Genomic DNA, 24,802 nt, shown 5'->3' on the forward strand with positions numbered 1-24,802 from the left:
ATGGTTGCAGGACGAATGCCGCAGTCTAGGCTGATGATGCCGGCTCTCCAACACCTGGGAGTGCGGACGCGCCGTCCGCACCGGCGCGTGGTGCCCGGGCATGAGCGGGCCGGTGGCCCGCGTTCCCAGGTCAATAACCCTGCGCCGGCGGGTGCCCCAGGGCGCGGCGGATCCGTCGCGCCAGTTCTCGGCTGCGGAAAGGCTTCTGCAGCAGCTCGATATCGGGTGGGCGGCCGTAGCGCTCGATCGCGCTCTCGGCGTAGCCTGACGCGCACAATACCTTCAGGTCGGGTCGCAGGCGGCGGCTTTCGTCGGCAAGTTGAAAGCCGTCCATGCCGCCCGGCATCACCACGTCGGTGAACAACAGATCGATCGGCTGCGGGCCGGCGATGATCTGGAGTGCCTCGTGGCCACTGGCGGCTTCGATGACGTGGTATCCCAGATTGCGCAACAAGGTGCTGACGGTGTCGCGCACCGCCCAGTCGTCCTCGACCAGCAGGATCACCTCCGAACCGCGCGGCTGCTCACTGGGCATCGCGCTGTCGTTGTCGATGACACCGCCGCCGCCGACCTGCGGCAACAGCAACCGGACCGTCGTGCCTTCGCCGGGCACGCTGTCGATGGTCATGTGGCCGCCAGACTGCTTGACGAAGCCGAAGACCATGCTCAAGCCGAGGCCGGTTCCCTTGCCGACCGGCTTGGTCGTGAAGAACGGCTCGATGGCACGCGAGGCGGTCTCCGCCGCCATGCCGCGTCCGGTATCGACGACCCGGATCAGGATGTAGCGTCCGGGCCTGACGTCACCGATGTCTGCCGCCTGTCGCTTGTCGATGCGGCCGTTGCCGGTCTCGATCCGCAGGCGTCCGCCGCCGGGCATGGCATCGCGGGCATTGACGGCGAGATTGATGATCGCGTTCTGCAGCTGGTGCGCGTCGATATGGGCGACGGGCGGATCGGCACGCAGGTCGATCCGCAGGTCGATATCCTCGCCGAGCGGGCCTGCCAGCAGCGGCCGCAATTCCTCGATGAGCTGATTGACATCGACGGCGCGCGGCTGCAGCGGCTGCTTGCGCGCGAAGGCCAACAGCTGATGGGTCAGTTCCGAGCCCCGGTTGCTGGCCGTGAGGATGTTACGGACCAGCTCCTTGTTGGCGAGGTCGACCTCGGCCAGCTCCTCGTTCAGCAGTTCGGCGCACCCCATGATGACGGTCAGCAGGTTGTTGAAATCATGCGCCACGCCGCCGGTGAGCTGGCCGATCGCCTCCGTCTTCTGTGCCTGATGCAGTCGCTCCTCGGCCGCCTTGCGGTCGGTGACATCGATGCCGATGCCGTCCCACTGCAGGGCATCGTCGGGCAGTTTCTTGGCCGTCGTATGCAGGCGCAGCCAGCGGATCTCGCCGCCAGGACGCGTGATCAGTCGCACTTCGATCAATGCCGGACCGGGCTGTGCATTCGACGCCAGCAGCGAACGAACCAGGCGCTCGCGGTCGTCGGCGTGGACGTGATCGAGCAGGGTACCGTGGCCGCTGCTGATCTCCTCGGCCGGAACCCCGATCATCTCCTTCAACCGGTCGCTGAAGTAGGCGTTGCCGAACCTGCCGTCGACGGTCACGACCTGCCTGAAGATGAAGCCGGGCAGGTTCCCTGCGATCGCCCGCAGCCGCTCCTCGCGATCCTGCAGGGCAAGCTCGCGTTCGATCAGGTCGGTGACGTCGGTGCGGATGATCACGGTGCTGCCGTCCGGCATGCGATGATCACGGGCTCGGCACCAGCGGTTGCCGATCGCGCGCACCAACCGCGCGCCACGGCCCTCGCGATGCTCGCGCAGCCGCTCGGCGACGAAACTCTCCTCGTTGCCGATCGCCTCGACATAGTGACCGCTGGCGACGCCCGTGCGCAGGATCTCCTCGAAGGTCTGGCCCGGCTGTACCCAGTCGGTATCCGGCGGCAGCGATTCGCGATAGCGGCGGTTCATCAGGACCAGGCGGTCCTCGGCGTCGAACACGGCAAAGCCGTCCGACATGCCCTCGATGGCCATCGTCAGCAGGCCTTCGGTGGCATTGGCCTGGGCGCGCGCCTCGATTTCGGCCGTCTCGTCGCTGGCAACACAGCGATAGCCGATGAAACGCCCTTCATCGTCGAATACCGGCACACCGCTGGCGCGCCTGTAATGCGTGCGTCCCTGCGGATCGACCAGCGTGTAGCGGATGTCACGGAACGGCTGGCGCGCCTGCATCAAGGTCAGGACATCGCGCCACGTGGGATCGAGGTTGGGGTCGCTCACGCCGGCGGCTTGCCACACCGGGCGGCCCACCATCTCGTCCATCGTGCGAACGGATTTGGCGTCGGAGGCCAGAGCGGCCTGAGCGATACGCAGGTCGGCATCGGTCTCGACCCAAAGGCTGCATGCCGCCTCGATGAAATCCCGGAACCGCGCCTCGGCGTTCTGCAAAGCCCGCTCGGTTTCGCGTTGCTGCGTGATGTCATTGACGACCAGGAGGAAGGCCCGTGCCTGGTCCTCGCCATGGCCAATGACCGAAATCGTGTTGCGGACCCAGGCGACGGTGCCGTCCTTGCGCAGATAGCGCTTGTCGACGGTGGCGCTGGTACCGTCCGTTGCCGACAGACGCTCCAGCAGGGCGGGCCCCGGCGCCCGATCCTGCGGGTACGTAATGGCAATCTCGTCACAGTCCCGCAGCTCGTCGGCGCCGTAGCCGACCAGCCGCTGAAAGGCCACGTTGGCTTCCCTGATGCGCCCGTCGCGGTCGAGCACGACGAACCCGATGGCGGCGTGCTCCAGCGCCGTGCGCAGATTGCCGTCCGTCTGGTGAGGCCCCACAGCGCCCGCCGATGCTCCCGATGACTTGGCCAACGGACGATGAAGACTTTGCGTGTTCACCTGCTGAACCTTGGGCAACTGCCCTGTACGCCGTAGACCAAACGCCTGGGCATACCAAACGGCATGCCCAACTCTTACACCATGTCTCGTGACGCCTGACGTCCAACCTACGTTGGGACATCCGACAATCATCCGCGAAACGGTCCAAAGTGAAAGGGATCGGGCCTGACGATCGTGCATTGATCGTCAGACACGCAGTAATTCGTTAGAAATCAGCAGATGGCCGGCATAAACAACCGGTCAGGAACTTTGGCGTGCCCCTGACTCTATTAGACGGGACGTATTTTATACGACTGTCACGACGCCATCGGCGGATGGCTCGGCATAGAGCTTTTCGACCAGTGCGGCCCGACGCGCGAGCGCGGCGCGCTGGTTGATGTAACCCTTGTCCGTCAATTCGTTGCCGTCGACCGACGGCGGCTCGGCCATCAGCAGCACGCGCGCCACCCGCATCGAGGACCCGCGGGTACGGGCGTTCATCGCCGCCAGGCCGTCGCGCAAACGCTCGACCACGGCCTTGTGGGCCAGCAGTTCGGCCAGGCCGAGCGTACCGGCCGTATCGCCCGCCAGCTGACGACAGGCGGAAATGTTGGGAAAGCCGAGCAATCCGACATAGGGCCGGTCCTGACCAGCCACCAGCGCGTCCTGCAGCACCGGCGAGGCGGCGGCTACGGCGGCGGCACGCAGGGTGCCGACCAGGACGAAGGTGCCGCTGGTCAGCTTGAAGTCCTCGACGACGCGACCGTCGAACACCAGGCCCTGGGCCGGATCCGCCGGGTCGACGAAACGGCCGGCGTCGCCGATCTTGTAGAAGCCCTCCTCGTCGAACATCTGGGCCGTGAGCTCGGGCTGCTTGTGGTAGCCCGGTGTCACGATCACGCTGCGCAAGCGCAGCTCGTAGCGACCCTCCTCGCCGGTCGGCACCATCTTGAGTTCAACGCCGGCGTACGGCAGGCCGATCAGGCCGACCCGCTCGCTCGCCCAGTGCACGGTCGTCGCGGTCGGCGCCGTCTCGGTGCTGCCCCAGCCGGTCACGAACGGAATCCGATAGCCGGTGTAGCGCACCGCCAGCGCCTGCATGCGGCTATAGAGATCATCGGGCAAGGTGGCGCCGCCGTAGGCCAGCAGGCCGAGATTGCGGAAAAAGCGCTGCGCCAGCGCCTCGTCCTTCTCCAGCGCCGTGGCCAGCATGGCGTAACCCGCCGGTACGTTGACGAAGTAGGTCGGCGAGATCTCGCGCAGGTTGCGCAGCGTCTCGTCGAACATTCCCGGTAACGGCCGCCCGTCGTCGATGTAGGTCGTGCCGCCCTCGGCCAGATTGCCGTGCAACGTGGCGTTGCCGCCCATGGTGTGGTTCCACGGCAACCAGTCGAGAACGATGGCAGGCGGTTCGCCGTCCCGGCGCTGCCGCGACATCTGGCCCATGGCGACGTTGGCGCACATCATTTCCTGGGTGTTGACCACCGCCTTGGGCATGCCGGTCGACCCTGACGTGAACAGGTACTTGCCCACCGTCTTGCCGTCGATCAGCGCCACCGAGCGCGCCACGGCATCGGTCGGCGTCGTCGCCACCAGGTCGGCGAACGATACCGACGGCAGATCCGGCGGCGGCGCCTCGACGTGAACCAGGGTCACGCCGTCGAGATCGAGCGCGCGCAGCGCCTTGGCGAACATCGGTCCGTTCTGCACCAGCACCAGGCCGGGACGGATCAGATCGTAGACATATTTCAGCTTGGCGTTGTCCTCGCTCATCAGCGCGTAGACGGGCGATACCGGCGCCACCGGTGCGCGCGCCTGCATGGCCGCCATCGTCAGCAGCGCGAACTCGATGGAATTGCCCGACAGGATCATGACCGGCCGCTCCGGTCCGAAGCCGCGATCCAGCAGCGCCTGGGTGATGGCATCGACCTGGGCCTTGGCCGCGGCATAGCTCAGCGTCAGCCACTGGCGCTGCGGACCACGGCGCTGCGCCAGCCAGATGCGGTCGGGAGCCTGTTTCGCCCATTTTTCCAGCAGCGCCGGGATATGGCGCTCGTAGGGCGGCAATGTATGGCGCGAACGCAGCACCATGGTGCCGTCGGCCCGGCGCTCCAGCGCCACATCGCGCGGCAGGAAATCGATCGGCTTGAACGGCACCCGCTCGGGCGACTCTATGGTGATGGTGCTGTCCACGGTGGCGTTCCTCTTGGCGGTGTTTCTCGGTGTTGCCCGCATCTAGCGGGCTCTTTACCTCTCCCGCAAGCGGGAGAGGTCGACGCGCGCGGCGCGCGGTCAGGTGTATCGGCCTTCGGCCGATACACCGAGGTGAGGGCTTAAGGACGAGGCGGTTCGTTCGTAGTCCCTCACCCTCCCATCGCTTCGCGATGGGCCCTCCCTCTCCCGCTTGCGGGAGAGGGACCTCATTTCGCGGCGCGGACGGCAAATCGGCGCAACGAAATAGGGTTTCGCGGGCCGGACGGACGAGCGACGCCACCGAAAATGGTCGTTCATATGCTCGCGCGATCGGCCTACAGTCGCCGCCGGCGAGAAAGAGGCATTGGCCGGGGCCTGTTCATCGGGGACGGGCCGGGCAGCGTCGGGCCAGACGCGCCACATGAGGAGACGAGAACGATGGCGATGGATTTCGAATATTCGGATCGCACCAAGGACCTGCTGGAGAAACTCGGCAAGTTCATGGACGAAGTGATCTACCCCGCCGAGACGGCGTACGAGGAGCAGCTCAACGCCGCCAAGGACCGCTGGTTGCTGCCGCCGGTGATGGAAGAGTGCAAGGCCGAAGCCAAGAAGCGCGGCCTGTGGAACATGTTCCTGCCCAAGGACCGCGACAGCGGCGACACCCACGGCACGATGGGCCTGTCGAACCTCGACTATGCGCCGATCTGCGAGATGCTGGGCCGCTCGTCGATCGCGTCGGAGGCGACCAACTGCTCGGCGCCCGATACCGGCAACATGGAGGTGTTCGCCCGCTACGCCTCGCCGGAGCTGCAGAAGAAGTGGCTCACGCCCCTGCTCAACGGCGAGATCCGCTCGTGCTTCGCCATGACCGAGCCGGCAGTGGCCTCGTCTGATGCCAAGAACATCGAGTCGCGCATCGAGAGCGACGGCGATCATTATGTCATCAACGGCCGCAAGTGGTGGTCGTCGGGCATGGGCGACCCGCGCTGCAAAGTCATCGTCTTCATGGGCAAGAGCGATCCCAGCGCGCCGGCCTACCGCCAGCAGTCGATGATCGTGGTGCCGCGCGACACGCCCGGCATCAAGATCGTGAAGATGCTGCACGTGTTCGGCTATGACGATGCCCCGCACGGCCATGCCGAGGTGATCTACGACAACGTGCGCGTGCCCAAGTCGAACATCCTGCTGGGCGAGGGCCGCGGCTTCGAGATCGCGCAGGGCCGCCTGGGACCGGGCCGTATCCATCACTGCATGCGCGCCATCGGCGTCGCCGAGCGGGCGCTGGAGATGGCGATCAAGCGCGCCAAGAGCCGCGTCGCCTTCGGCCAGCGCGTGTCGGAGATGGGCGTCACCAAGGCCATCATCGCCGACTCGCGCATGGAGATTGACATGGCCCGCCTGCTGGTGCTGAAGGCGGCGTGGGCGATGGACAAGTACGGCAACAAGGAAGCACGCCAGCAGATCGCCATGATCAAGGTGGCGGTGCCCAACATCACCACCAAGATCGTCGACCGCTGCATCCAGCTGCACGGCGCCGGCGGCGTCAGCCAGGTCTTCAAGCTGGCCAGCATGTACGCCCATCAGCGCACCCTGCGCCTGGCCGACGGCCCCGACGAGGTCCATCGCGACCAGGTCGGCCGGCTGGAGATCGCCAAGCACAACTGAGCGACGAGCAAATCGCATCGAGCAAGGGTCGCCCACGGGCGGCCCTTTTTTCGTTTTTGTCATCCTGAGCGAAGCGAAGGATCTTGCGGTGCTTGTTTCAGGATGCCGGCGTCCCTGATGACGGGTCGGACCGCGCCGCTCCAGCGGCGCTCTTTCCGACGTAAGGCCATGAGCGCCGCTGGAGCGGCGCGGTCCCAGCCGCCACCAGGATTGCCACTGACTGAAACCCCGATCGCCGGGTCCTTCGCTTCGCTCAGGACGACACGAAACCACGCCGACAGAAGCGACAGAAAATCGGTTTCGTTGTGATCGCAACACGCTGATCGCCTGTGTTGACCTGACAGAAAAGCGACAGAAAGCGACAGAAAGCCGTGCGCCTATGCCACGGGCGCTGTCGCGAGAGCCGGATTGACGGCCCAGCGCACGCACGGTCGGCCGCGCGGCGGGCCGGCAGCCTCCAGCGACCGCAGCCAGCCGGCCACCACCAGCGCATCGGCCACGCGCTGGGTTTCGGCGGCATCGCAGGCAAGCCCGAGTGCCTTGCGACGCAGCACCGTGCGCGTGATATCGGTCACCTGCGCGCGGTGCATCCAGCGCAACGCCTTCTGCGCGCGGCGATCGCACACGCTGCTGCCCGTGGTGCGAAAGACAGCGCGCGCATGAGGCCACAAATAGTCGTGCCACAACCGGATGGCAGCACCGATCGCCCACCCCGGCACAACCGACGGCTCCGCCGTGCCGGGGGACGCGGCGGCCCAGTCGAGGAACGCCAGCACGCCGGCCAGGCGCAACACCATGCCGCTGCCCTTGCCCCACCAGTCGGCCTCCCGGCCGTCAAGATCATCACCACGGGCATAGTGCATGCGCCTGAAGGCATCGAACGGCGCCAGGGCCTCCGGCGAGAGGCCCAGGTCGCGTCGCACCTTCGGCAGATCGCGCAGCCGCGCCAGCGCTGCGCACGCAGCATCGTCCGGGGGCGGCGTCATCTGCGACAACGTGCGGAACGACGGTCGCAGTGGCCAGGCGAACAGAAAGCGCGCCACCACGTCATCATCCTCGCCGGCCAGGGTCGCCGCCAGGGCATCGGGCCGCAGCGTCCCCAGGATCGACACGGCGGCGGCGTTCGTCCGGGCAACCGACGCGATGCGGACGTTCGGCACTGCCTTGCGATGAACGCTGCAGGCGCGGGCTGCCCACGCCGCCAGCCAGAACGCGCGATTGCTGCCGTCCCTGGCGTCGCGGATCATCTCGTCCAGCCACGCGCCGCGCCCGTCGCGCGCCAGCAATACGCCACCCGGCGCCCCGGTCAACGCGCGCGACAGAGACTCGATGTCGGCATCGTCGAACACGAGCCGGCGCGGCTCGAAGCGTGGCCGGCCCGGCAGCGCCGGCGCCGGGCCGTCGGTGCGTTCGGCCTCGCGCGCCTGTTCCGCCCACCGCTCTGTCGCCGCCCGGTCCTGCTCCAGACGCAGCCGGCGTGCTCCGGTGTTGACGACAGCAAGGTCGGCGTCCACCGCCTGCAACAACCGCAACGCCGTTTCCAGCGCCGGTGACTTGCCGGACGACGGCGCGCCGACCAACGCCGCCCACAGGATGCACGGCTCCGACCACGATGGGGCCGGCGCCACGCGCCGCATGCTGCCCAGGAGGCTCGCCGCCGCCGTGATCAGCGACAGCGCAACATGGCCGACCGATGCACTGGCGCCGATGGCGCTGCGGCACACCCAGTCGCGCCAGAACGCTGGCAGCACGTCGACCGAAAACGCCGGCACGTCGCTGCGTCGATGGTCGAGCAGCGTCAGGTCAGGCTCGGGCCAGGCATCGACGGATGCGGTCACGGACGCGCTGGCAGTCTTCGCCGGACCGCCGCGTCGGGTTGCGGCTGGAACGTCATGCGCACTCATGGCGCCACCCCTCGATGTATGTGAAAGCGGCGTTCGCCTTCGCCGCGCGACAGCGGACGGATGCCTCACGACGACGGCAGCCGGCGATCCAGCCGGCACCCGTGTTCCGGCATCGAATATGCGAACGTGTGGCCAATTACAGCGCAGGGTGCGGCACCGACAAGAGTCCAAAAATCGACACCGAGAATATTTTTTCGCTAGGATTTGGCCGTCCACCTCGGACGGCGACCGGGCGACACCTCAAAACCTTAGGGCTATATGGCGACGCACACCCTCATCCTGAGGAGGCCGGCGCAGCCGGCGTCTCGAAGGATGGGCTATGGTCTCGTTCGATCGCCTCAGCCGTTGTCGAAACGCACGTATGGTAGCCCACCCTTCGAGACGCTCGCTTCGCTCGCTCCTCAGGGTGAGGTCGGCGCCATATGCGATAGCCCTCCCTCGAATCAGGAGCATGGCCCCATGCGCGCCTACGTTCTGAAGCACTACGGCGGCCCCGACGGCGCGCAGCTGATCGATGTCCCTGTGCCGACACCGGGGCCACGCGACGTCCGCGTCGACGTCCGGGCGGCCGGCCTGAACCCCGTCGACTTCAAGTTCCGACAAGGCAAGCTGCGCGCCATCCTGCGGCCGACGCTTCCGCTTGTGCTGGGCAACGAACTGGCGGGCGACGTCGTCGCGATAGGCAGCGACGTCAAACGGTTCCGCATCGGTGATACTGTTTTCGCCCGGGTCGCCAAGGACCGTGCCGGCGCCTTCGCCGAGCAAGCGTGCGTTGACGAGGACGACGCCGCGCGGATTCCGCGGGGCCTGGATTTCGCCACGGCGGCGGCGGTACCGCTGGCCGGTCTGACGGCGCTGCAGGCGTTGCGGGACGAGCTCGGCGTCGAGCCGGGGCAGAAGGTGCTCATCTCCGGCGGCGCCGGAGGGGTCGGCACCTTCGCCATTCAGATCGCCAAATGGCTGGGCGCCCATGTAACGACGACAGCGTCGGCGCGCGGCGAGGCGCTGGTGCGCGCGTTGGGCTGCGATGCGGTGATCGACTACACGGCGCAGGACCTGTCCAAAGTGGATGACCGGTTTGATGCCGGGCTTGATCTTGTCGGCGGCGACACCCTGGCGCAGATGGTCGACGTCATGAAGCCCGGCAGCCGGATCGTCTCGGTCGCCGCTCTGCCGGAGCCGCAGACGGCGATCAAGGACCTCGGCGGCAGCCGCGTCCTTGCCGCTCTGTTCTGGATCATCAGCTACGGCATCAGATCGCGCGCGCGACGCGCCGGGATCGGCTATCGATTTCTTTTCATGCACTCCAGCGGCCGCGACCTTGGCCTGCTCGGCGACCTCATCGAACAGGGTAAACTCCGGGTCATCGTCGACAAGACATATCCGTTTGCACAGATTGCCGAAGCCCTGGCCTACGTCGAAAGCGGGCGCGCCAAGGGAAAGGTGGTCGTTGCCATGCACTGACGCTTGGCTCGATCGGACGATCACCGGCGCCGTCGTTGGCCCATGGCGTACCGGCGGCGCGCGGGCCCGACCGCGTCCCTATGGCGCTGTGGCGGCAACCATCCAGCAGGCTGAGGTGAAGCGGATCTGCGTTCCATCGACGTAGCGATCAAAGGCGGCGCGAACCGTTTGAATGATCCCCGCCTGTGTGGCCGGATCGGTGTCGCGCAGGATCGCTCCGAGCGGGCCCATATGGGTCAGATAGGGGGTCAGGGCCGTCGCGGGCATGACGCACGCGACATCCATCGGGCGGATGTCGATGCTGGTCCAGCCGGCCTGCTCCAGGATGTGCCGGACCCGCCGTCCGTCCGCGAAGCCGAATTGCCCCGGTGCGTCCGGTACGCGGGCGGGCATGGTGGGCACCAGCGGCGCCGCCGCGCGCTCGGCGGTCGTCATGAACGGATTTTCCTCCGGACTGCGCCAGGCGATGAAGCGCAGGGCGGCCCGGCTTTGCGCGGCGTGCCGGAGATTGGCGAAGGCGCGGATCGGATCGTCGAAGAACATGACGCCGAAACGCGAGATGATCATGTCGAATTCCGCAGGCACGAACTCATAGGACTGCGCATCGGCGCGAATGAAGCGCACCGGCAGCCGCTGCCGCGCGGCATGGTCGTGCGCCGCCACCATCATCGGGTCGGAAATGTCGATGCCGGTGTAATGCGCACCCGCGCCGAGCCGCCTTGCCACCGCCAGCGTCGTGCTTCCCGCGCCGCAGCCCACGTCGAGCACGGCGCGCGGTGCGACCGCGACGGCCGCATCGACCAACAATGCCTCGAACGGCGCGAACAACGCGTCGATCATGGCCTGATGCTCGACCCAGGTCCGCCCGGTGGGGCCGTTCCACAGGGTGAACTGGTCGCTGCCGGGACGGCTCGGCACAGTCATCGTCATCTCCTTTTCGATTGCCCCTGGGGCATGGAGACGACACTCTCGCACTTCAAGTCGACTTGAGGTCAAGGAATGCGAGGTCTCGACATTGCGGAAGTCGCCCGGCAGTCCGGCGTCGCCGCGTCAGCGTTGCGCTTCTACGAGCGGAAGGGGCTGATCGCATCGATCGGCCGGCGCGGCCTGAAGCGCCTGTTCGAACCGGCCGTGCTCGAACGGCTGGCCTTGATCACGCTCGGACAGGCCGCGGGCTTCTCGCTCGACGAGATGGCGCTGATGTTCGCCGGCCGCGACGGCCGTCCGGACATCGATCGCCGGCGGCTGACCGAGAAGGCGGACGCGCTCGACGATACCATCCGCCGGCTGACCGCGATGCGCGATGGCCTACGCCACGCCGCCCGCTGCCCCGCGCCCAGCCATTGGGAGTGCCCCACATTCCGCCGCTACCTGAACGCCGCCGCAGCCGGCGCGTTCACCCGCGGGGCGCCGCTATCGACGACGCCGGCCGCAGTTTCCAATCTGCAGCGGAGCCAGACCGCCCCACAAGCTGCCCCAGCTGTCGCAGCACGATCAGGTGCATCATCGACCAACCGGCGTTGACGTGGTCACCTTCCGCGAAAACCAAGCTGGTTCGCAGCAATTGAGCGGACCGCACGTCTCTATCGGGTCTCTCAGCAGGCTTTGAAACAGACCCTCGCGAGCACTAGGCTGGTGGCTATAGGCGCTGTCGGGAACACCGCGCAGGCGCCGGGCGTCGATCCGCCACTCTGGTCCAGCCGCGCGATGAGCCCATCCTTCGCCGAGATTTGCGCCAACATCTTGGCATCGGCCACGATCGTTACCCTGCCTGAGACCGTTCCCGCCCGAAGGAACGCGCGGTGGCGCCCGACTTCTTTCGACCCCCTGGGTGGCACCTTTCGTTGTGCCCTCTGCGCTCCGACACGCCCGCCATGTACTATGCGCGCCGCAGAGATGATGGCACAAATTGTTCAGCGATTGTAGGCGGCAAAGTTATGGTATCTCCAGATCAGCGTGGCAGCGATCCATCGCCACACCGTCGATCGAGCAGGTAGGACCAACGTGGTGCAGTTCAACGACTGGTGCAATACTGCCGAGAGCAATGTCGGAGTTCACCCGCTTCGCATTCTTTCTGGTGACCCCGTACGACTGAACGCCGGTGTCGCTGCGATGGCTGTCATCCTGCCGACTCACTACGCGGCCGAGGAGCGTGTCGGCGCCGTTCTTCGCCGACTCGGCAAGATCGAAGCTGCCAAATTCGTTGAAGGTAAACTGCCAACAAGCAAATCCATCCGTTCAGGCGACCTTGGCGAAATCCTGGCGTCCGAATTTATCGCGACTCAAAGTGGCTTTCAGGTTCCGATCAAGCGGCTACGCTGGAAGGACCACCGCAACATGGCGATGCGTGGCGATGACGTGATCGGCTTTCACCACGACCCGCAGGCCGGCCGTCTTCTGTTCCTCAAGACTGAAGCCAAGAGCCGCGCGGCCTTAACCGCCGCGGTCGTGGCAGAAGCGCGAACGGGCCTCGACAAGGATGGCGGCCTGCCCTCGGCCCACGCCCTGTCGTTTATCGCCGACCGACTGGCAGAGCTGGGCGAAGAGGCACTAGCAGACGCTATCCTCGACGCGCTGCTCAAGCACGGCATCCAACCGCAGAACGTGAGCCACTTGCTCTTCACCTTCTCTGGTAACAACCCCGAGGCCCATCTCACCGGCTCGCTGCAGACCTATGCGGGTGGCATCGCGCAATGGGGCGTAGGGCTGCGGGTCGAAGGCCATGGTGCCTTCGTGGCCGCAGTCTACGACCTAGTGATCGCCAATGCCTACAGTTGAAAGCATCCAGGCCAACATAGATGAAGCGGTTATCCCGGGTTTCCGCGACCGGCTAATCGCGCGTGGCCAAGCCAGGGCTATGATTTGGCGCGATGGCGTGCTGCCGGCCGGTGCTCCCACCTTTTCACCCCAACTCAGCTACGACCTCCATTCCTATGGCTATTCGCTCCTGGAACTCGGCCTGCATCTCCGTGAGCTGGGCGGCGATCCGGCTCGAGCTCGCCTTGCCTTCGAACAGGCAGCGACCGCTCTGGAAGCGGTTATGGCGAAAGGGGCACGTGGCGAAAGCGACCGTGACTTCCATTTTGTCATGGCCGCGGCGGCCTATCACCTGGCCCATCTCTCGGCCCGGGCATATTCGCTGCTGACGATCGTCCAGGCCGAGGACAATTTCTCGCCGATCGAGCGCGTGCTCGCCCAGCTCATGCTTCGAGATCTGGGCGAGCTGCAGACGACCATTCTCAGCTTTCGACTTCAAGGTAACGGTAGCGACGCCACCATCACCGCCGCCTTTCACGTGCAGTGGGATCAGGCTGAGGGCGGTGAGCCGGCGGACGGCGCATCGTCCTTCTTGTTCGAAGGCATCGACCTCGCGCTCACCGACAACTTCTTCGGTGTGCTAGCGGTCTTCCTGCTTGCCGTTGAGCGTGGTGACCGGGAGCTCATGGAGCAAGCTCTCGCACGGCTTCGCGAAGGCCTCAGCATCTGCGCGGAAATCAACCTGCTGCCCCAATGGTGGGCGCACCGTGTCGCACTGCACTTGTTGTCAGATCTCTGGGACTCGACATTTCACGAACGCCTGCCATTGATTCCCGCCGGAGGCGACGCCGCCGACTGGCCATTGTTGCGTGAACTTTTCATTGCCTCGCTGGTTCGTCGACCTAGGGCCGAGATCGACCTCTGGCCCTCACAGATCGCCGCGGCCGCGCGCGCCGTGGACCAAGCCGACGACCTTGTGGTCTCACTGCCGACCAGCGCCGGCAAGACCCGCATCTCCGAGCTATGTATCCTGCGATGCCTAGCGGCGGGCCGTCGAGTCATCTTTGTAACCCCGTTGCGAGCGTTGTCGGCCCAGACCGAAGCTACCCTGCAACGCACCTTCGGACCGCTCGGAAAGACCATCTCAGCGCTCTACGGCAGCATCGGCGTCAGCGGTTTCGACGAAGATGCGATCCGCCAACGTCACATCGTTGTGGCTACCCCTGAGAAGCTCGATTTCGCACTGAGGAACGATTCGAGTCTCCTCGACGACGTTGGCCTGCTCGTTTTCGATGAAGGCCACATGATCGGACTCAGCGAACGAGAGGTCCGCTATGAGGTCCAGATCCAGCGGCTCTTGCGACGCGCAGACGCCGCACAGCGCAGGATCGTGTGCCTGTCGGCCATCCTGCCCGACGGCAACCAGCTCGACGATTTCGCCGGCTGGCTACGCCGCGACCGACCCGGCGGTTTGATCAAGAACGACTGGCGGCCGACGCGGCTGCGCTATGGTGAGGTGGTCTGGAATGGGCAGCACGCACGGCTGAACCTGCGCGTTGGCCAGGAACGCCCCTTCGTTCCGCGTTTCCTCACCGGGTTCGTGCCCCCGGTCGGCAGACGCAAGAAGACGTTTCCTGCCGATCTTGGTGAACTCTGTCTCGCGACCGCTTGGCGTCTCGTGAATGACGGTCAGTCCGTCCTTGTCTTCTGCCCCGTACGTGCCCATGTCGAGCCATTCGCTGATCGAATCCTCGACCTGCACGAGCGTGGCGCACTATCATCGTTGCTTCAGGTAGACCAAGCAGTCCTGAACACTGCGCTTACGCTCGGTGCAGAATGGCTCGGCACCGACCATTCGATCCTCCAGTGCCTGAAACTCGGCGTCGCGATTCACCACGGTGCACTGCCGGCCGCTTTCCGAAAGGAGGTCGAGCGGCTGTTGCGCGAAGGCGTTCTCAAAGTAACGATCTCATCGCCGACACTCGCTCAAGGCCTCAATCTCTCGGCGACTGCCATCATTATCCATTCGCTCTTCCGAAATCGTGAGCGGATCGAGACCTCCGAATTCAAGAATGTGGTTGGGCGTGCTGGCCGCGCCTACGTCGATGTTGAGGGTTTGGTTCTCTATCCGATCTTCGATAATCATGCGCGCCGCACAGCCCAGTGGGAAGCCTTGGTTGCGGATTTGAGCTCCCGGGAAATGGAAAGCGGTCTTGTACGATTGCTCATCACCTTGCTCTTGCGTATGAGCAAGAAGGTCAGTGGGGGGCTTGACCGACTTGTCGAGTATGTCGTCAACAACGCCGAGGCTTGGACCTTTCCGGAAGTCGCCGGCGAAGGCGCCGAGAGTCGGGAGCTGGCCCGGGCCGACTGGGACGTCTATCTCGCGACGCTGGATACCGCGATCCTCAGCTTGATCGGCGAGAACGATATCGCCGACGCGGACATTCCAGCTGCCCTCGACGACATCCTACAATCATCACTATGGGAAAGGCGCCTCAATCGGCGGAAAGACAACGTCAAAGCAGTGCTCAAGGCCGCCCTGATTTCCCGCAGCCGGCAGATCTGGGCGCAATCCACGCCCGTCAGGCGCCGAGGCTACTTCCTGGCCGGTATCGGCCTGAAAACCGGCCATGCGCTCGACGCCATAGCGGCCGACGGCAACGACCTTCTTATCAGCGCCAACGGCGCCCTCCTGAGCGGAGACGCCGACAAAGCCGTCACCGCGATCACCGCTATCGCCGAGCGCGTGTTCGCCATCAGTCCGTTCATACCCGACAAGCTACCGCCGAATTGGCGCGACATCCTTCGCTGTTGGTTGCTCGGTGAACCTCTCGCAGCCGTCGCCATTGACCAGGAAGCCGACACGCTCCAGTTCGTTGAGGGCGGTCTCGTCTATCGTCTTCCCTGGGCGATGGAAGCGATCCGCGTGCGTGGCCTCGCCAACGGCGACGTAGTCGGCGACATGGGCTTGCAGTTGGACGACTTCGAACTCGGGTTTGCCGTACCTGCCGTCGAGACCGGCACGATCCAGAGACCTGCCTCAATCCTCATTCAGGCCGGTTTTTCATCCCGGTTGGCCGCCATCAAGGCAGTGAATGACACGGCCGCGACCTTCTCGAACGCCCCCGAGCTTCAACAATGGCTCGCGTCGGACCGGGTCAAGGCACTGAGCGCCCAACCCGATTGGCCTACCCCTGAAACCAAGGCAATGTGGACCGCATTCGTCACGAACTTTATTCCACAAACGTCGACTACCTGGAAGGACCACCGCTATTGGGCGGATGTGAAGTGGAACCCCACCGCACTCCCGCCGGCTGGAACGCCTGTGCGAGTGCATCACATTCAGGACCGGCCCTTTATCCTATCCGCCGACGGCTCCCCGATTGGCGAAGCCAACATGCCGCTCAACCCCTCGCGACGCGGATTATTGCGTGCCACGGTCAGCGCGAACCCGGGCAAGATTGACCTCAGCTATCTTGGCCCAGATGACCTCTGGCTGGGTTGACCAGCCACCGGTCGGGAGCTGATCTGAAATGGATGACCAAGATGCTCAGAATTTTGGGCACCGACGTCCGCGCTCGTGTGTTGACGGTTTTCACTGCTCCCTGAGAATTGCGCCTGCATGATCACCGAGATCCCAACCGCAGCGGACTTTCACGCCGCAGGCCTCAATCAGCTCTATCTCGCCTGGCAGATCGCAATGCAAGCGACTCAGGATTACGAGGAAGCTCAGCAGCTGGCCGTTGAACTAGACGAAACCGAAGGCGTTACCGCTGCGGCGGCATACTGGCTGAAATCGCAGCCTGCGCTCGCGAACGCGTTCGGATTGGTTCAGCAGGCTATGGAGATGGCCTTGAAAGGACGGATCGCTGCGATCTCCCCCTATCTGCTGATCGCACGCGACCCGAAGGATTGGCCGAGCGGTGTCGAAACACGCTCTGTACCCTTCAGCGAGTTCCGGACGCTCGACGCCGCCGACTTGGCAAAGGTCCACAATACTTTCGCCTCTATTCCACTAGACGATGGATTCCGCGTGTTTTGGGATGGTGTTCGCCGTGACCGGAACAAAGTGATGCACTCCATCTCAACGAAGACTTTCGATCCAGCAATACTCATTCGCAGCATACTCACCGCGACAGAGGCTCTATTTCCTGAAATCCGTTGGCCGCAGCTTCTTTTCACCATGGAAGCCGAAGGAAAGTACGCCGCTTATGGTCTCTCCGTAGACGATCACCACAACATCGTTATGGGCCAAATTGACATTGCCGTTCGGCATCTCACGCCCGCGGAGAGCAAGCGCTTCTTCGGGCTGGTACCCAAACGACGCACCTACATGTGCCCGTTGTGCTGGGGTCACGCGAACCGCGACTGGCAGAATGACTGGCCGGCGCTAGCGCAGCTCAGCTCAAGATCCGCAGGCGAGATACGTCTGCGCTGCATCGTTTGCGGAGAGACAACGGAAGTGGAGCGCCGTGCCTGCATCAACCCCGATTGCAAAGGCACCGTCCTCTATGAGGATACTTGTCTGACTTGCTTATGGTCCCAGGACTCGCCGGACAACTTCCCATCGGGCCTTCAAAACGACAAGCTCACGATCAGCTATGAGTATCACTTCACCTTCAGGCGGCAGGGACTGATACAGTCTAGCTTCGGGCGCTTTACCGATCACGCCGCTGCAATCGAACATGTGCGACGTGCACTGAGCGCGCCGTATTTGCAAGTTTGGCATAGCGCAACGATCAGCCGCCGTCCCATAGGGAATGAGGTACTCGGGACGTGGATCCGGGAGCTATCCGGACTCGTCTGGCACCCCGAGATCAAAACACTCTTTGGTGACATTAGAATCGGCCCTGACAACGGGCCTCCATCATAGGCCCGCAATAATTGTATCTCAGCATCCTTGAGGGTGATGACGCGGCACTTCTTCATGTCGATATCGTCTGGCGTACTCGCGCAGCTTGACCTTCTGGACCTTGCCTGACGGCGTCATGGGAAAGCTGTCGACGATGAACACGTGGCGCGGGATCTTGAAACTCGCCACGCGGCCATAGCAGTGCTCACGGATGGCCGTGACGTCGATCGGTGCCGCTTTGCCGGTCATGATCACGAACGCGGCCGGCACTTCGTTGAGCCGGTCGTCGGGATAGCCGACAACGGAAACATCCAGGACGCCGGGCATCTCCATCAGCAAAGCCTCGACTTCCGCCGGCGCAACGTTTTCGCCGCCCACCTTCAACATGTCCTTGTAGCGCCCGGTGAAGCGCAGATAGCCGTCCGGCCGCAGGTAGCCGGCATCCCCGGTCCGCAGGAACCCGTCCGGCAGCAGCACGGCGGCCGACTCGTCGGGCATGCGGTAGTAGCCCTGCATCAGCGAGAAGCTGCGCACCTGGATCTCGCCCAGTTCGCCCGCCGGCTGGGGCCGGCCGGTTTCCGGATCGACGATGCGGACCTCGACTCCCGGCACGGGGAAGCCGGAGGCTTCGCTCCGCTGCTCCACCGAACTGTCCATGAAGCCGGCGGTGATGCCGCCCCAGGTTTCGGTCATGCCGAAGGACGGATAGATCGGACAGAATTCCTGGTTGGCACGCCGCACGATCGCCACGCAGTTGTCGGGCCCCGACGGAAAGCTTCCCATGCGCAGGCTGCCGAGATCGCGCGGCCGGCGGTGCTGGGCGTCCAGCAGGTCGCGGTAATGGGGGTCAAACCCGTGAACAATGGTGGCCTTTTCGCGCTGGATCAGGTCGAGGGTTTCCTCGGGCTCGAAAGTCTCCATCAGGATCTGCGACGCACCCAGCGCGATCGACGGCACGGTGACGAAGCCTATGGCGTACAGATGAAACAGCGGCAGGTAGTGCATCTGCACGTCGCGGAACGTCGTGCCCCAGATGACGCTGCGCACGACGCACAGACGTACGCCGGCGTGGCTCAGCATGACGCCCTTGGCATCACCGGTGGTGCCTGACGTGTAGACGATCATCGCCAGATCATCGATCGCGATCGCCTCGGCACGCGCTTCGATCGCGGCCGGGTCGACGGGGCCGGCTGCGGCGATCAGGCTGGCCAATGTGTTCGCTGAGGGCAGGCGCTTCTCGTCGACCGCGATCAGGCGACGCAGATGCGGGAACATCTCGCTGCGCAGGCTGCCGTCCGGCAGAGACGCCGCATCCGCCACCACCTCGGCCAGGATTTCGCCGTAGTCGATCGGCCCTGAACGTTCGGCATAGACCAGCGCCGTGCACTGCGACTGGGCGAGGCAATAGGCGACGTCGCGCGAGCGATAACGCGTGTTGAGCGGTACCGCGATCGCCCCGATCCGGCTGATGGCAAACAGCAGAAAGATGTACTCCGGCCGGTTGGTGAACCACAGGCCGATGCGATCGCCCGATTGGAAACCCGCCTGCATCAGCGCCCAGGCATGACGGTCGACCGCCTCATGCAGGGCCGAAAACGTCCAGCGCCGGTCGCCGAACACCAAGGCCTCGCGGCTGCCCCAGTTTCGCGCGGCACGTGCCGGCAGGTCACCGAGCCGCTGCGTCCCGAACAGGTCGATCAACGGAGTCTCCCGTCATGTGCAGTTCCCGGGAGCGCGGGCCTCTGGCCTGCATCGCCGGCAATGGCTTTGCTCTCGCCTACGTGAGAAGCATCGACCGTCGTGGTTCGCCCTTCGGGCGATAGCGGGCGGGGCGCCCGCGCTCCCAGGCTTACTTGGCCAGTCCCGGGCATTTCGACTCGGCAAGCGGTGCGTAGCCCACATCGGCGGGAATGCGGCGCACCAGTTTCAGGATATCCCACTTGGACTTCGACTCGGACGGCGCCTTGACCTCCATGAGGAAGGTGTCGTGCTGCATCAGGCCATCGGGGCGCAGCTTGCCGTTGCGCGCGAAGAAATCGTTGACCGGCATGGCCCGCATCTGCGGCAGGACCTTGTCCGGCTCGACGCTGCCGGTGGCCTTGGCGGCTGCCAGGTAGTGCGCCACGGATGAATAGATGCTGGCCTGGATCATGTTCGGCATGGCACCGCGGCGCTTGAAGAAGCGCTCGGCGAAGGCTCGCGTGCCGTCGTCGAGATCCCAATAGAAGGCGGTTGTCAGGTAGAGGCCGCGCGCCTTGTCGAGACCCAGCGAGATGATGTCGCTGTCGTAGACGATCATGCTGGCGAGCCGCTGGCCGCCACTCAACAGGCCGAAGTCGGCAGCGCCCGTCACGATATTGCGGAAGTCCTGACCGACATTGGCGACACCGATGATCTTGGCCTTGCTGGCCTGGGCCTGCAGGAGAAACGACGACATATCGGGCGTGTTGAGCGGATTCTTCACGCTGCCCAGGAACGTGCCGCCGCTCGCGGTGATCATGTCGCGGCTGATCTTTTCCATCGAATGGCCGAAGGCATAGTCGGCGGTGAGGAAGAACCAGCTGTTGCCGCCCTCCTCCAGGATCGACTTCACCGTGCCGCGCGCCAGCACGTTCGTATCGAGCATCCACTGCACGCTGTAGGGCGCACAATCCTCGTTGCTGAGACGATCGGTCAGTCCACTCGAGAACAGCACAACCTTTTTCTTCTCGCGGGCGACCGCCTGCACAGCCAGCGCCACCGAGGACACCGGCACGTCGACGATCACCTCGACATTCTCGGTGTCGAACCAGCGGCGCGCGATGTTGGCGCCAATATCCGCCTTGTTCTGATGATCGGCGGCGACGATCTCGATCTTGCGGCCGGCGACCGTGCCGCCGGCATCCTCCGCCGCCATGCGCGCGGCCTCGACCGAGTTCTCGCCGACGATCGTGGAGAACGGACCGCTGATATCGGTCAGCACGCCGATCTTGAGCGGTTTGTCCTGCGCCGTGACGGCCGCCGGCGACACGCCCAGCAGACAAAGGCTCAAGCCGACCGCAAGCCACCGCTTGACCATCGCATCCTCCCGACAGCTGCCCGCCGTTGTTTGTCGCGGCTCGGCGGTGCACGGGCGACGGTATGAAGGTCGTTCGCTTATGTCAAACGGATTCTACAATAGCGAAATCAATCTGGCGGTCTGAAACCGAGCCGCTGCGAGATGCGCATGGCACTCTGCTTGGCGGCGCGCGCGGTGGCGCCCTTGGGATCGGCGTCGGCAGGCAGGCCTGGTTTCATGACGCTGATCGCCATCACGAGCTCGCCGCGGTCATTGAAGACGGGCGCGCTGATCGAGTTCACGCCGGGAACCACGGTGCCGATGCTGCGTGCAATCCCGAGCTTGCGGACCTCGGCGACAATCTCGTCCAGTGCCGCCACGGAGATGGGTTCGGATCGGCCGGCAAAGCGGCTGCGCTCGTGCTTGAGCGCGCCGACAACCACAGGGCGCGGCATGAACGCGGCGAACACCTGACCGGCGGCTGTGTTGGCGAGCGAAAGCACCGTGCCGCTTCGGATGTAGACCTGCAGCGGGTAGTCCGCCTCGGTGAACTGCACGATGGTGGGCCCCTGATTGCCCCACACCGACACCGCCGTCGAATACTGGGAATCGACCTCGATGTGCTTGAGCTCCTCCTGGGCGATGCGCAGGGGCGACAGGCGCTGGAATGATGCCAGCCCGATCTGCAGGGCTTCCTCGCCGAGATCGTACTGGCCGGTGGCCGGATCCTGCGCGATCAGCTTCAGCTTGCCGAAGCTGACGAGATAGGGATGCGCCTTGGAGGGCGTCATATCCGCCGCCTTGGCCAGATCGCGCAACTGCATCGGGGATCGACTGCGTGCCAGTGCCAGGAGAAGCGCGCAGCCGAGTTCCACCGACTGGATGCCGCGTTGCTGGCTTTTCATGGACTGCCCTCTCTCATCTCTCATCTGCCGTTGCGACTAGTATCTGGAATCGCTGGTCGCTGACACCTGTCATCCCGAGCGTCGCGGGGGATCTCCTGCGAGCGACGCATCGTGCGCCATTCGCGGGAGATCCCTCGCGACGCTCGGGATGACAGCTCACCGCGAGATAATCATCATTCGTTATTAACGAATAAATTCGCTATTGACAAATATGACATGAGTCCGATGCTGCTGCGCAACGACGGGAGGATCAATTGGCCGAAGACGTACGACCAGCCGCGCCCAGCCTCGGGCTGACGGGAAAGCGGGTGCTGCTCACGGGCGCCGCCAGCGGCATCGGCCGTGCCACCGCGGGGCTGCTCGCCCGGCTGGGCGCCGAGTTGGTCCTGGCCGATGTCTCCCCTCTCGACGAGGTGGCGCAAGACGCGCGGCGCGCCGGCGCCACGGTCACCACGCGGGTCGGCGACCTCGCGAGTGACGACTTTCTGCAGGCGCTTGCCCGCGAGGACGCGATCTTCGCCTTCGCCAACTGTGCTGCCGTCTTCAGCCGCGACGGCTGGCGCAGCGACCTGTCCGACGCGGACCGCTTCAGCCTTCTGATGCGCATCAACGTTCGGGCGCCCATGGTCCTGGGCAACGCGTTCATCGACCGCCTGGGCTCACGCGGCGGCGGCTTCATCGTCCTGGTCGGCTCGGCCGCCGGCCGCAACGGTGGCGGCGTCGCCGGCGGTACGCCGATGGACTACGCCGCGTCGAAAGGCGCGGTCCACACGCTGGTGCGCAGCCTCTCGCGGCGCGGCGTCGGCCAGAATGTGCTTGTGAACGGCGTGGCACCGGGGCCGGTCGATACGCCGCTGGCCCAGGGGCTTCCCTTCGCGTCGTCCGCCCTGCCCCTGGGCCGCATGGGCCGCGCCGAGGAGATCGCCTGGCCGATCGCCTTCCTGTGCTCACCGGCCGCGTCCTATATCTCCGGCGCGGTGCTCGACGTGAACGGTGGCGCCTTTGTGGGCTGACGCCCGCGGCCACAGCGCAACAGCAACAACCTGACGATGGAGGTCGGCATGGACGTCGGTATGCAGATGGTGTTCACCAGCCACGGCTGGGACGGCATTTCGGACGGCCAGGTCTACGACGAAGAAATTCGCCTGGCCCTGCTCGCCGACGAGCTCGGCTTCGACGTCATCTGGTCGGTCGAACACCACTTCTTCGACTACTCGTTCTGTCCGGACAACGCGCAGCTGCTGTCCTATCTCGCCGCCCGGCTGGTGAACGCGGAAGTGGGCACCGCGGCCGTCATCCTGCCGTGGAACGACCCGCTGCGGGTCGCCGAAAAGATCGCGCTGCTGGATCATTTGGCCGGCGGACGGCTGCGGTTCGGCATCGGCCGCGGCCTGTCGCGCCGGGAGTTCGCTGCCTTTCGCGGCATCGGGATGGACGAATCGCGCGAGCGGTTCGACGAGTCGGCGGATCTGATCCTGAATGCCCTCGACACCGGCATCATGGAGGGAAACGGCAAGTTCTATCCTCAGCCGCGCACCGCCATCCGACCCAAGCCGGCACGGCCATTCGGCGATCGCCTCTACACGGTGGCGTCCAGCGACGACTCCATCGAATCCGCTGCCCGGCTGCGCGGCCGCATGGTGATGTTCGCCGATCGTACGTGGGAGCATCGTTTGCCGTCGGTCGAGAAGCATCGCCGCCGATACCGCGAACTCCATGGCACGGCGGCGCCGCCGCCGATGACCTGCGATTTCTGCTTCTGCACGGCCAATCGCGACCAGGCCGAGGACCGGGCGACGCAGTACCTGGGCACCTACCTCGACAGCATCCTCGAGCACTACGAAATCATGGGCGACCATTTCAAGACGACGAAAGGCTACGCCGCCTATGCCGACGCCGCGAAAGGCCTGAACAAGATGGGCAAGGAAGGCTTCGTCAAATCGTTCATGGGCGCCACATCGTGGGGCACGCCGGATCGCATCCTGCAGACCCTCGACGCCCGCCGGGCCCTGCTCGGCAACTTCGAACTCGCGACATCCTTCCGCTTCGGCGGCATCCCTTACGACGAGGCGGAAGCCTCGCTGCGCCTGTTCGCGGCGGAGGTCATGCCGGTGGTGAAGGCATGGCAGTGATCGCCGTGCCCTGATCGCACTCAGGCTCGGGCGCGGCGCGATGTCTTGCCGTCACGCACGGTGGAAAATGCGCCGCGGATGATCTCCACCAGGGGCGCCGCCAGATCGCGCGGCGCCTGGCGCCCGCAGAAGACGGCGATCTCCGTTGCCGGCAGGCGCGGCAACGAAAGACTGGGCGGTGCGCGCTTCAGTTCGGGCGTGATGGTGCTGTCGGCCAGCACAGTGATGCCGAACCCGGCGCCGACGGCGGCGCAAACGCCCGACAGGCTGGTGCTGGTGCACGCGATCGTCCATGGAATGTGGCGGGCATCGAGGGCTTCGATCACCAGCGGTCGGTAGAAGCAACCGTGCGCGAACAGCACCAGCGGCAGCGGACCATCCAGCGCAGCCGGATGATGATCGCGCGCAACGACCCAGCTTAGCGGCTCACGCCAGATCACGTCGCCGCGGCGCTGGCGCTGGGCGCGGCGCGCCAGCACGACATCCAGGCGACCATCGTCCAGGGCGCTCATGAGATCGGCGCTGACGGCGGTGAGCAACTCCAGCTCGACATTGGGATGACTGACCGCGAATTGGCGCAGGATGTGCGGCAGTTGGCGGACAGCGAAGTCCTCCATGATCCCCACACGCAGCGCGCCCGACAATGTCCGCCCGTGAAGCTGCGTCGCGGCGGCCTGGTGCAGCTGGATCATGCGCCGCGCGTAGCTGAGCAGGATCTCGCCTTCCGGCGTCAGCACCACGGCCTTGGTGCTGCGCTGGAACACGCGGCAGCGGTAGAGTTCCTCGACGCGGCTGATATGGAGACTGACCGTCGACTGCGACCGGTTCAACAGCCGCGCCGCCTTTGTGAAATTGGCCACGTCAGCCACGCGCACGAAGCTGACGAGGATCTCGAGGTCGGGCGCGTGGATCATTGATCTGAAATCCCGATGGGTGCGCTCGGAAAATCTCATTTCCGGCCGAACACTATCATCATTATCTTCGATAATTATACTGTCTCAATCGGCAT

16 protein-coding genes are annotated in these 24,802 nt (G+C 65.0%); 8 read left to right on the forward strand and 8 right to left on the reverse strand.

Annotation, left to right across the window (positions count from 1 at the left end; translation table 11 throughout):
* Positions 1–130: 130 nt before the first annotated feature.
* Both FQU96_RS09045 and FQU96_RS09050 read right to left on the reverse strand, forming a co-directional pair.
* Positions 131–2,839 carry a PAS domain S-box protein gene (locus FQU96_RS09045; RefSeq protein WP_178130397.1) on the reverse strand — a complete coding sequence of 903 codons (2,709 nt, stop codon included), beginning with the start codon at positions 2,837–2,839 and terminating at the stop codon, positions 131–133.
* 345 nt (positions 2,840–3,184) lie between these two features.
* Entirely contained in the window at positions 3,185–5,113 is a 1,929-nt protein-coding gene (locus FQU96_RS09050) for an AMP-binding protein (protein ID WP_146540530.1), read from the reverse strand.
* Between the two features lie 402 nt (positions 5,114–5,515).
* Between FQU96_RS09050 and FQU96_RS09055 the strand changes: the two genes are divergently transcribed.
* Complete coding sequence (locus FQU96_RS09055; RefSeq protein WP_146540687.1) at positions 5,516–6,739, forward strand: acyl-CoA dehydrogenase family protein; 1,224 nt, start codon at positions 5,516–5,518, stop codon at positions 6,737–6,739.
* Between the two features lie 377 nt (positions 6,740–7,116).
* Here the strand turns inward: FQU96_RS09055 and FQU96_RS09060 are convergent, their stop codons facing one another.
* Positions 7,117–8,643, reverse strand: a complete 1,527-nt coding sequence (locus FQU96_RS09060) for a DUF3987 domain-containing protein (RefSeq protein WP_146540531.1) — start codon at positions 8,641–8,643, stop codon at positions 7,117–7,119.
* 459 nt (positions 8,644–9,102) lie between these two features.
* Here FQU96_RS09060 and FQU96_RS09065 point away from each other — a divergent pair, with 459 nt between their 5' ends.
* Positions 9,103–10,107: an NADP-dependent oxidoreductase gene (locus FQU96_RS09065; RefSeq protein ID WP_146540532.1), complete on the forward strand. Its 1,005-nt coding sequence runs from the start codon at positions 9,103–9,105 to the stop codon at positions 10,105–10,107.
* A 78-nt stretch (positions 10,108–10,185) separates the two neighbouring features.
* Here the strand turns inward: FQU96_RS09065 and FQU96_RS09070 are convergent, their stop codons facing one another.
* Positions 10,186–11,031 (reverse strand): class I SAM-dependent methyltransferase, encoded by an 846-nt coding sequence (locus tag FQU96_RS09070; protein ID WP_146540533.1) that lies wholly within the window; start codon positions 11,029–11,031, stop codon positions 10,186–10,188.
* A gap of 75 nt (positions 11,032–11,106) precedes the next feature.
* Between FQU96_RS09070 and FQU96_RS09075 the strand changes: the two genes are divergently transcribed.
* The 4 genes from FQU96_RS09075 (at position 11,107) to FQU96_RS09095 (ending at position 17,740) form a co-directional block, all read left to right on the forward strand.
* Positions 11,107–11,631 (forward strand): helix-turn-helix domain-containing protein, encoded by a 525-nt coding sequence (locus tag FQU96_RS09075; protein WP_146540534.1) that lies wholly within the window; start codon positions 11,107–11,109, stop codon positions 11,629–11,631.
* Positions 11,632–12,114: 483 nt separating this feature from the next.
* Positions 12,115–12,885, forward strand: a complete 771-nt coding sequence (locus FQU96_RS09085; protein ID WP_255467909.1) for a Hachiman antiphage defense system protein HamA — start codon at positions 12,115–12,117, stop codon at positions 12,883–12,885.
* On the forward strand, positions 12,872–16,372 hold the full coding sequence (locus tag FQU96_RS09090) for a DEAD/DEAH box helicase (RefSeq protein ID WP_146540536.1): 3,501 nt from the start codon (positions 12,872–12,874) through the stop codon (positions 16,370–16,372). The genes FQU96_RS09085 and FQU96_RS09090 overlap by 14 nt, the downstream gene beginning before the upstream one ends.
* A 117-nt stretch (positions 16,373–16,489) precedes the next feature.
* Positions 16,490–17,740, forward strand: coding sequence for a hypothetical protein (locus FQU96_RS09095; RefSeq protein ID WP_146540537.1), 1,251 nt, complete (start codon positions 16,490–16,492; stop codon positions 17,738–17,740).
* 18 nt (positions 17,741–17,758) lie between these two features.
* On the opposite strand, the gene FQU96_RS09100 is transcribed toward FQU96_RS09095, so the two are convergent.
* The 3 genes from FQU96_RS09100 to FQU96_RS09110 form a co-directional block, all read right to left on the reverse strand.
* Complete coding sequence (locus tag FQU96_RS09100; RefSeq protein WP_146540538.1) at positions 17,759–19,420, reverse strand: class I adenylate-forming enzyme family protein; 1,662 nt, start codon at positions 19,418–19,420, stop codon at positions 17,759–17,761.
* A 148-nt stretch (positions 19,421–19,568) separates the two neighbouring features.
* Positions 19,569–20,777 carry an ABC transporter substrate-binding protein gene (locus FQU96_RS09105; RefSeq protein WP_146540539.1) on the reverse strand — a complete coding sequence of 403 codons (1,209 nt, stop codon included), beginning with the start codon at positions 20,775–20,777 and terminating at the stop codon, positions 19,569–19,571.
* Positions 20,778–20,884: 107 nt separating this feature from the next.
* Positions 20,885–21,661, reverse strand: a complete 777-nt coding sequence (locus tag FQU96_RS09110; RefSeq protein ID WP_178130398.1) for an IclR family transcriptional regulator — start codon at positions 21,659–21,661, stop codon at positions 20,885–20,887.
* 254 nt (positions 21,662–21,915) lie between these two features.
* Here FQU96_RS09110 and FQU96_RS09115 point away from each other — a divergent pair, with 254 nt between their 5' ends.
* Positions 21,916–22,674 (forward strand): SDR family NAD(P)-dependent oxidoreductase, encoded by a 759-nt coding sequence (locus FQU96_RS09115; protein ID WP_146540541.1) that lies wholly within the window; start codon positions 21,916–21,918, stop codon positions 22,672–22,674.
* A gap of 48 nt (positions 22,675–22,722) precedes the next feature.
* A complete protein-coding gene (locus FQU96_RS09120; protein ID WP_178130399.1) occupies positions 22,723–23,793 on the forward strand; it encodes an LLM class flavin-dependent oxidoreductase in 1,071 nt (356 codons plus the stop codon).
* Positions 23,794–23,813: 20 nt separating this feature from the next.
* Here the strand turns inward: FQU96_RS09120 and FQU96_RS09125 are convergent, their stop codons facing one another.
* Entirely contained in the window at positions 23,814–24,707 is an 894-nt protein-coding gene (locus FQU96_RS09125; protein ID WP_178130400.1) for a LysR substrate-binding domain-containing protein, read from the reverse strand.
* Between the last annotated feature and the right edge of the window lie 95 nt (positions 24,708–24,802).

It is taken from the genome of Reyranella sp. CPCC 100927 (assembly GCF_007859315.1).
GTDB lineage: Bacteria > Pseudomonadota > Alphaproteobacteria > Reyranellales > Reyranellaceae > Vineibacter.

Coding starts and splice junctions, on each gene's coding strand:
- FQU96_RS09060 (WP_146540531.1), bottom strand. CDS start 8,643: ATGAGTGCGCATGACGTTCCAGCCGCAACCCGACGCGGCGGTCCGGCG.
- FQU96_RS09090 (WP_146540536.1), top strand. CDS start 12,872: ATGCCTACAGTTGAAAGCATCCAGGCCAACATAGATGAAGCGGTTATC.
- FQU96_RS09120 (WP_178130399.1), top strand. CDS start 22,723: ATGGACGTCGGTATGCAGATGGTGTTCACCAGCCACGGCTGGGACGGC.
- FQU96_RS09095 (WP_146540537.1), top strand. CDS start 16,490: ATGATCACCGAGATCCCAACCGCAGCGGACTTTCACGCCGCAGGCCTC.
- FQU96_RS09055 (WP_146540687.1), top strand. CDS start 5,516: ATGGATTTCGAATATTCGGATCGCACCAAGGACCTGCTGGAGAAACTC.
- FQU96_RS09075 (WP_146540534.1), top strand. CDS start 11,107: ATGCGAGGTCTCGACATTGCGGAAGTCGCCCGGCAGTCCGGCGTCGCC.
- FQU96_RS09110 (WP_178130398.1), bottom strand. CDS start 21,661: ATGAAAAGCCAGCAACGCGGCATCCAGTCGGTGGAACTCGGCTGCGCG.
- FQU96_RS09050 (WP_146540530.1), bottom strand. CDS start 5,113: ATGCGGGCAACACCGAGAAACACCGCCAAGAGGAACGCCACCGTGGAC.
- FQU96_RS09065 (WP_146540532.1), top strand. CDS start 9,103: ATGCGCGCCTACGTTCTGAAGCACTACGGCGGCCCCGACGGCGCGCAG.
- FQU96_RS09125 (WP_178130400.1), bottom strand. CDS start 24,707: ATGATCCACGCGCCCGACCTCGAGATCCTCGTCAGCTTCGTGCGCGTG.
- FQU96_RS09105 (WP_146540539.1), bottom strand. CDS start 20,777: ATGGTCAAGCGGTGGCTTGCGGTCGGCTTGAGCCTTTGTCTGCTGGGC.
- FQU96_RS09070 (WP_146540533.1), bottom strand. CDS start 11,031: ATGACTGTGCCGAGCCGTCCCGGCAGCGACCAGTTCACCCTGTGGAAC.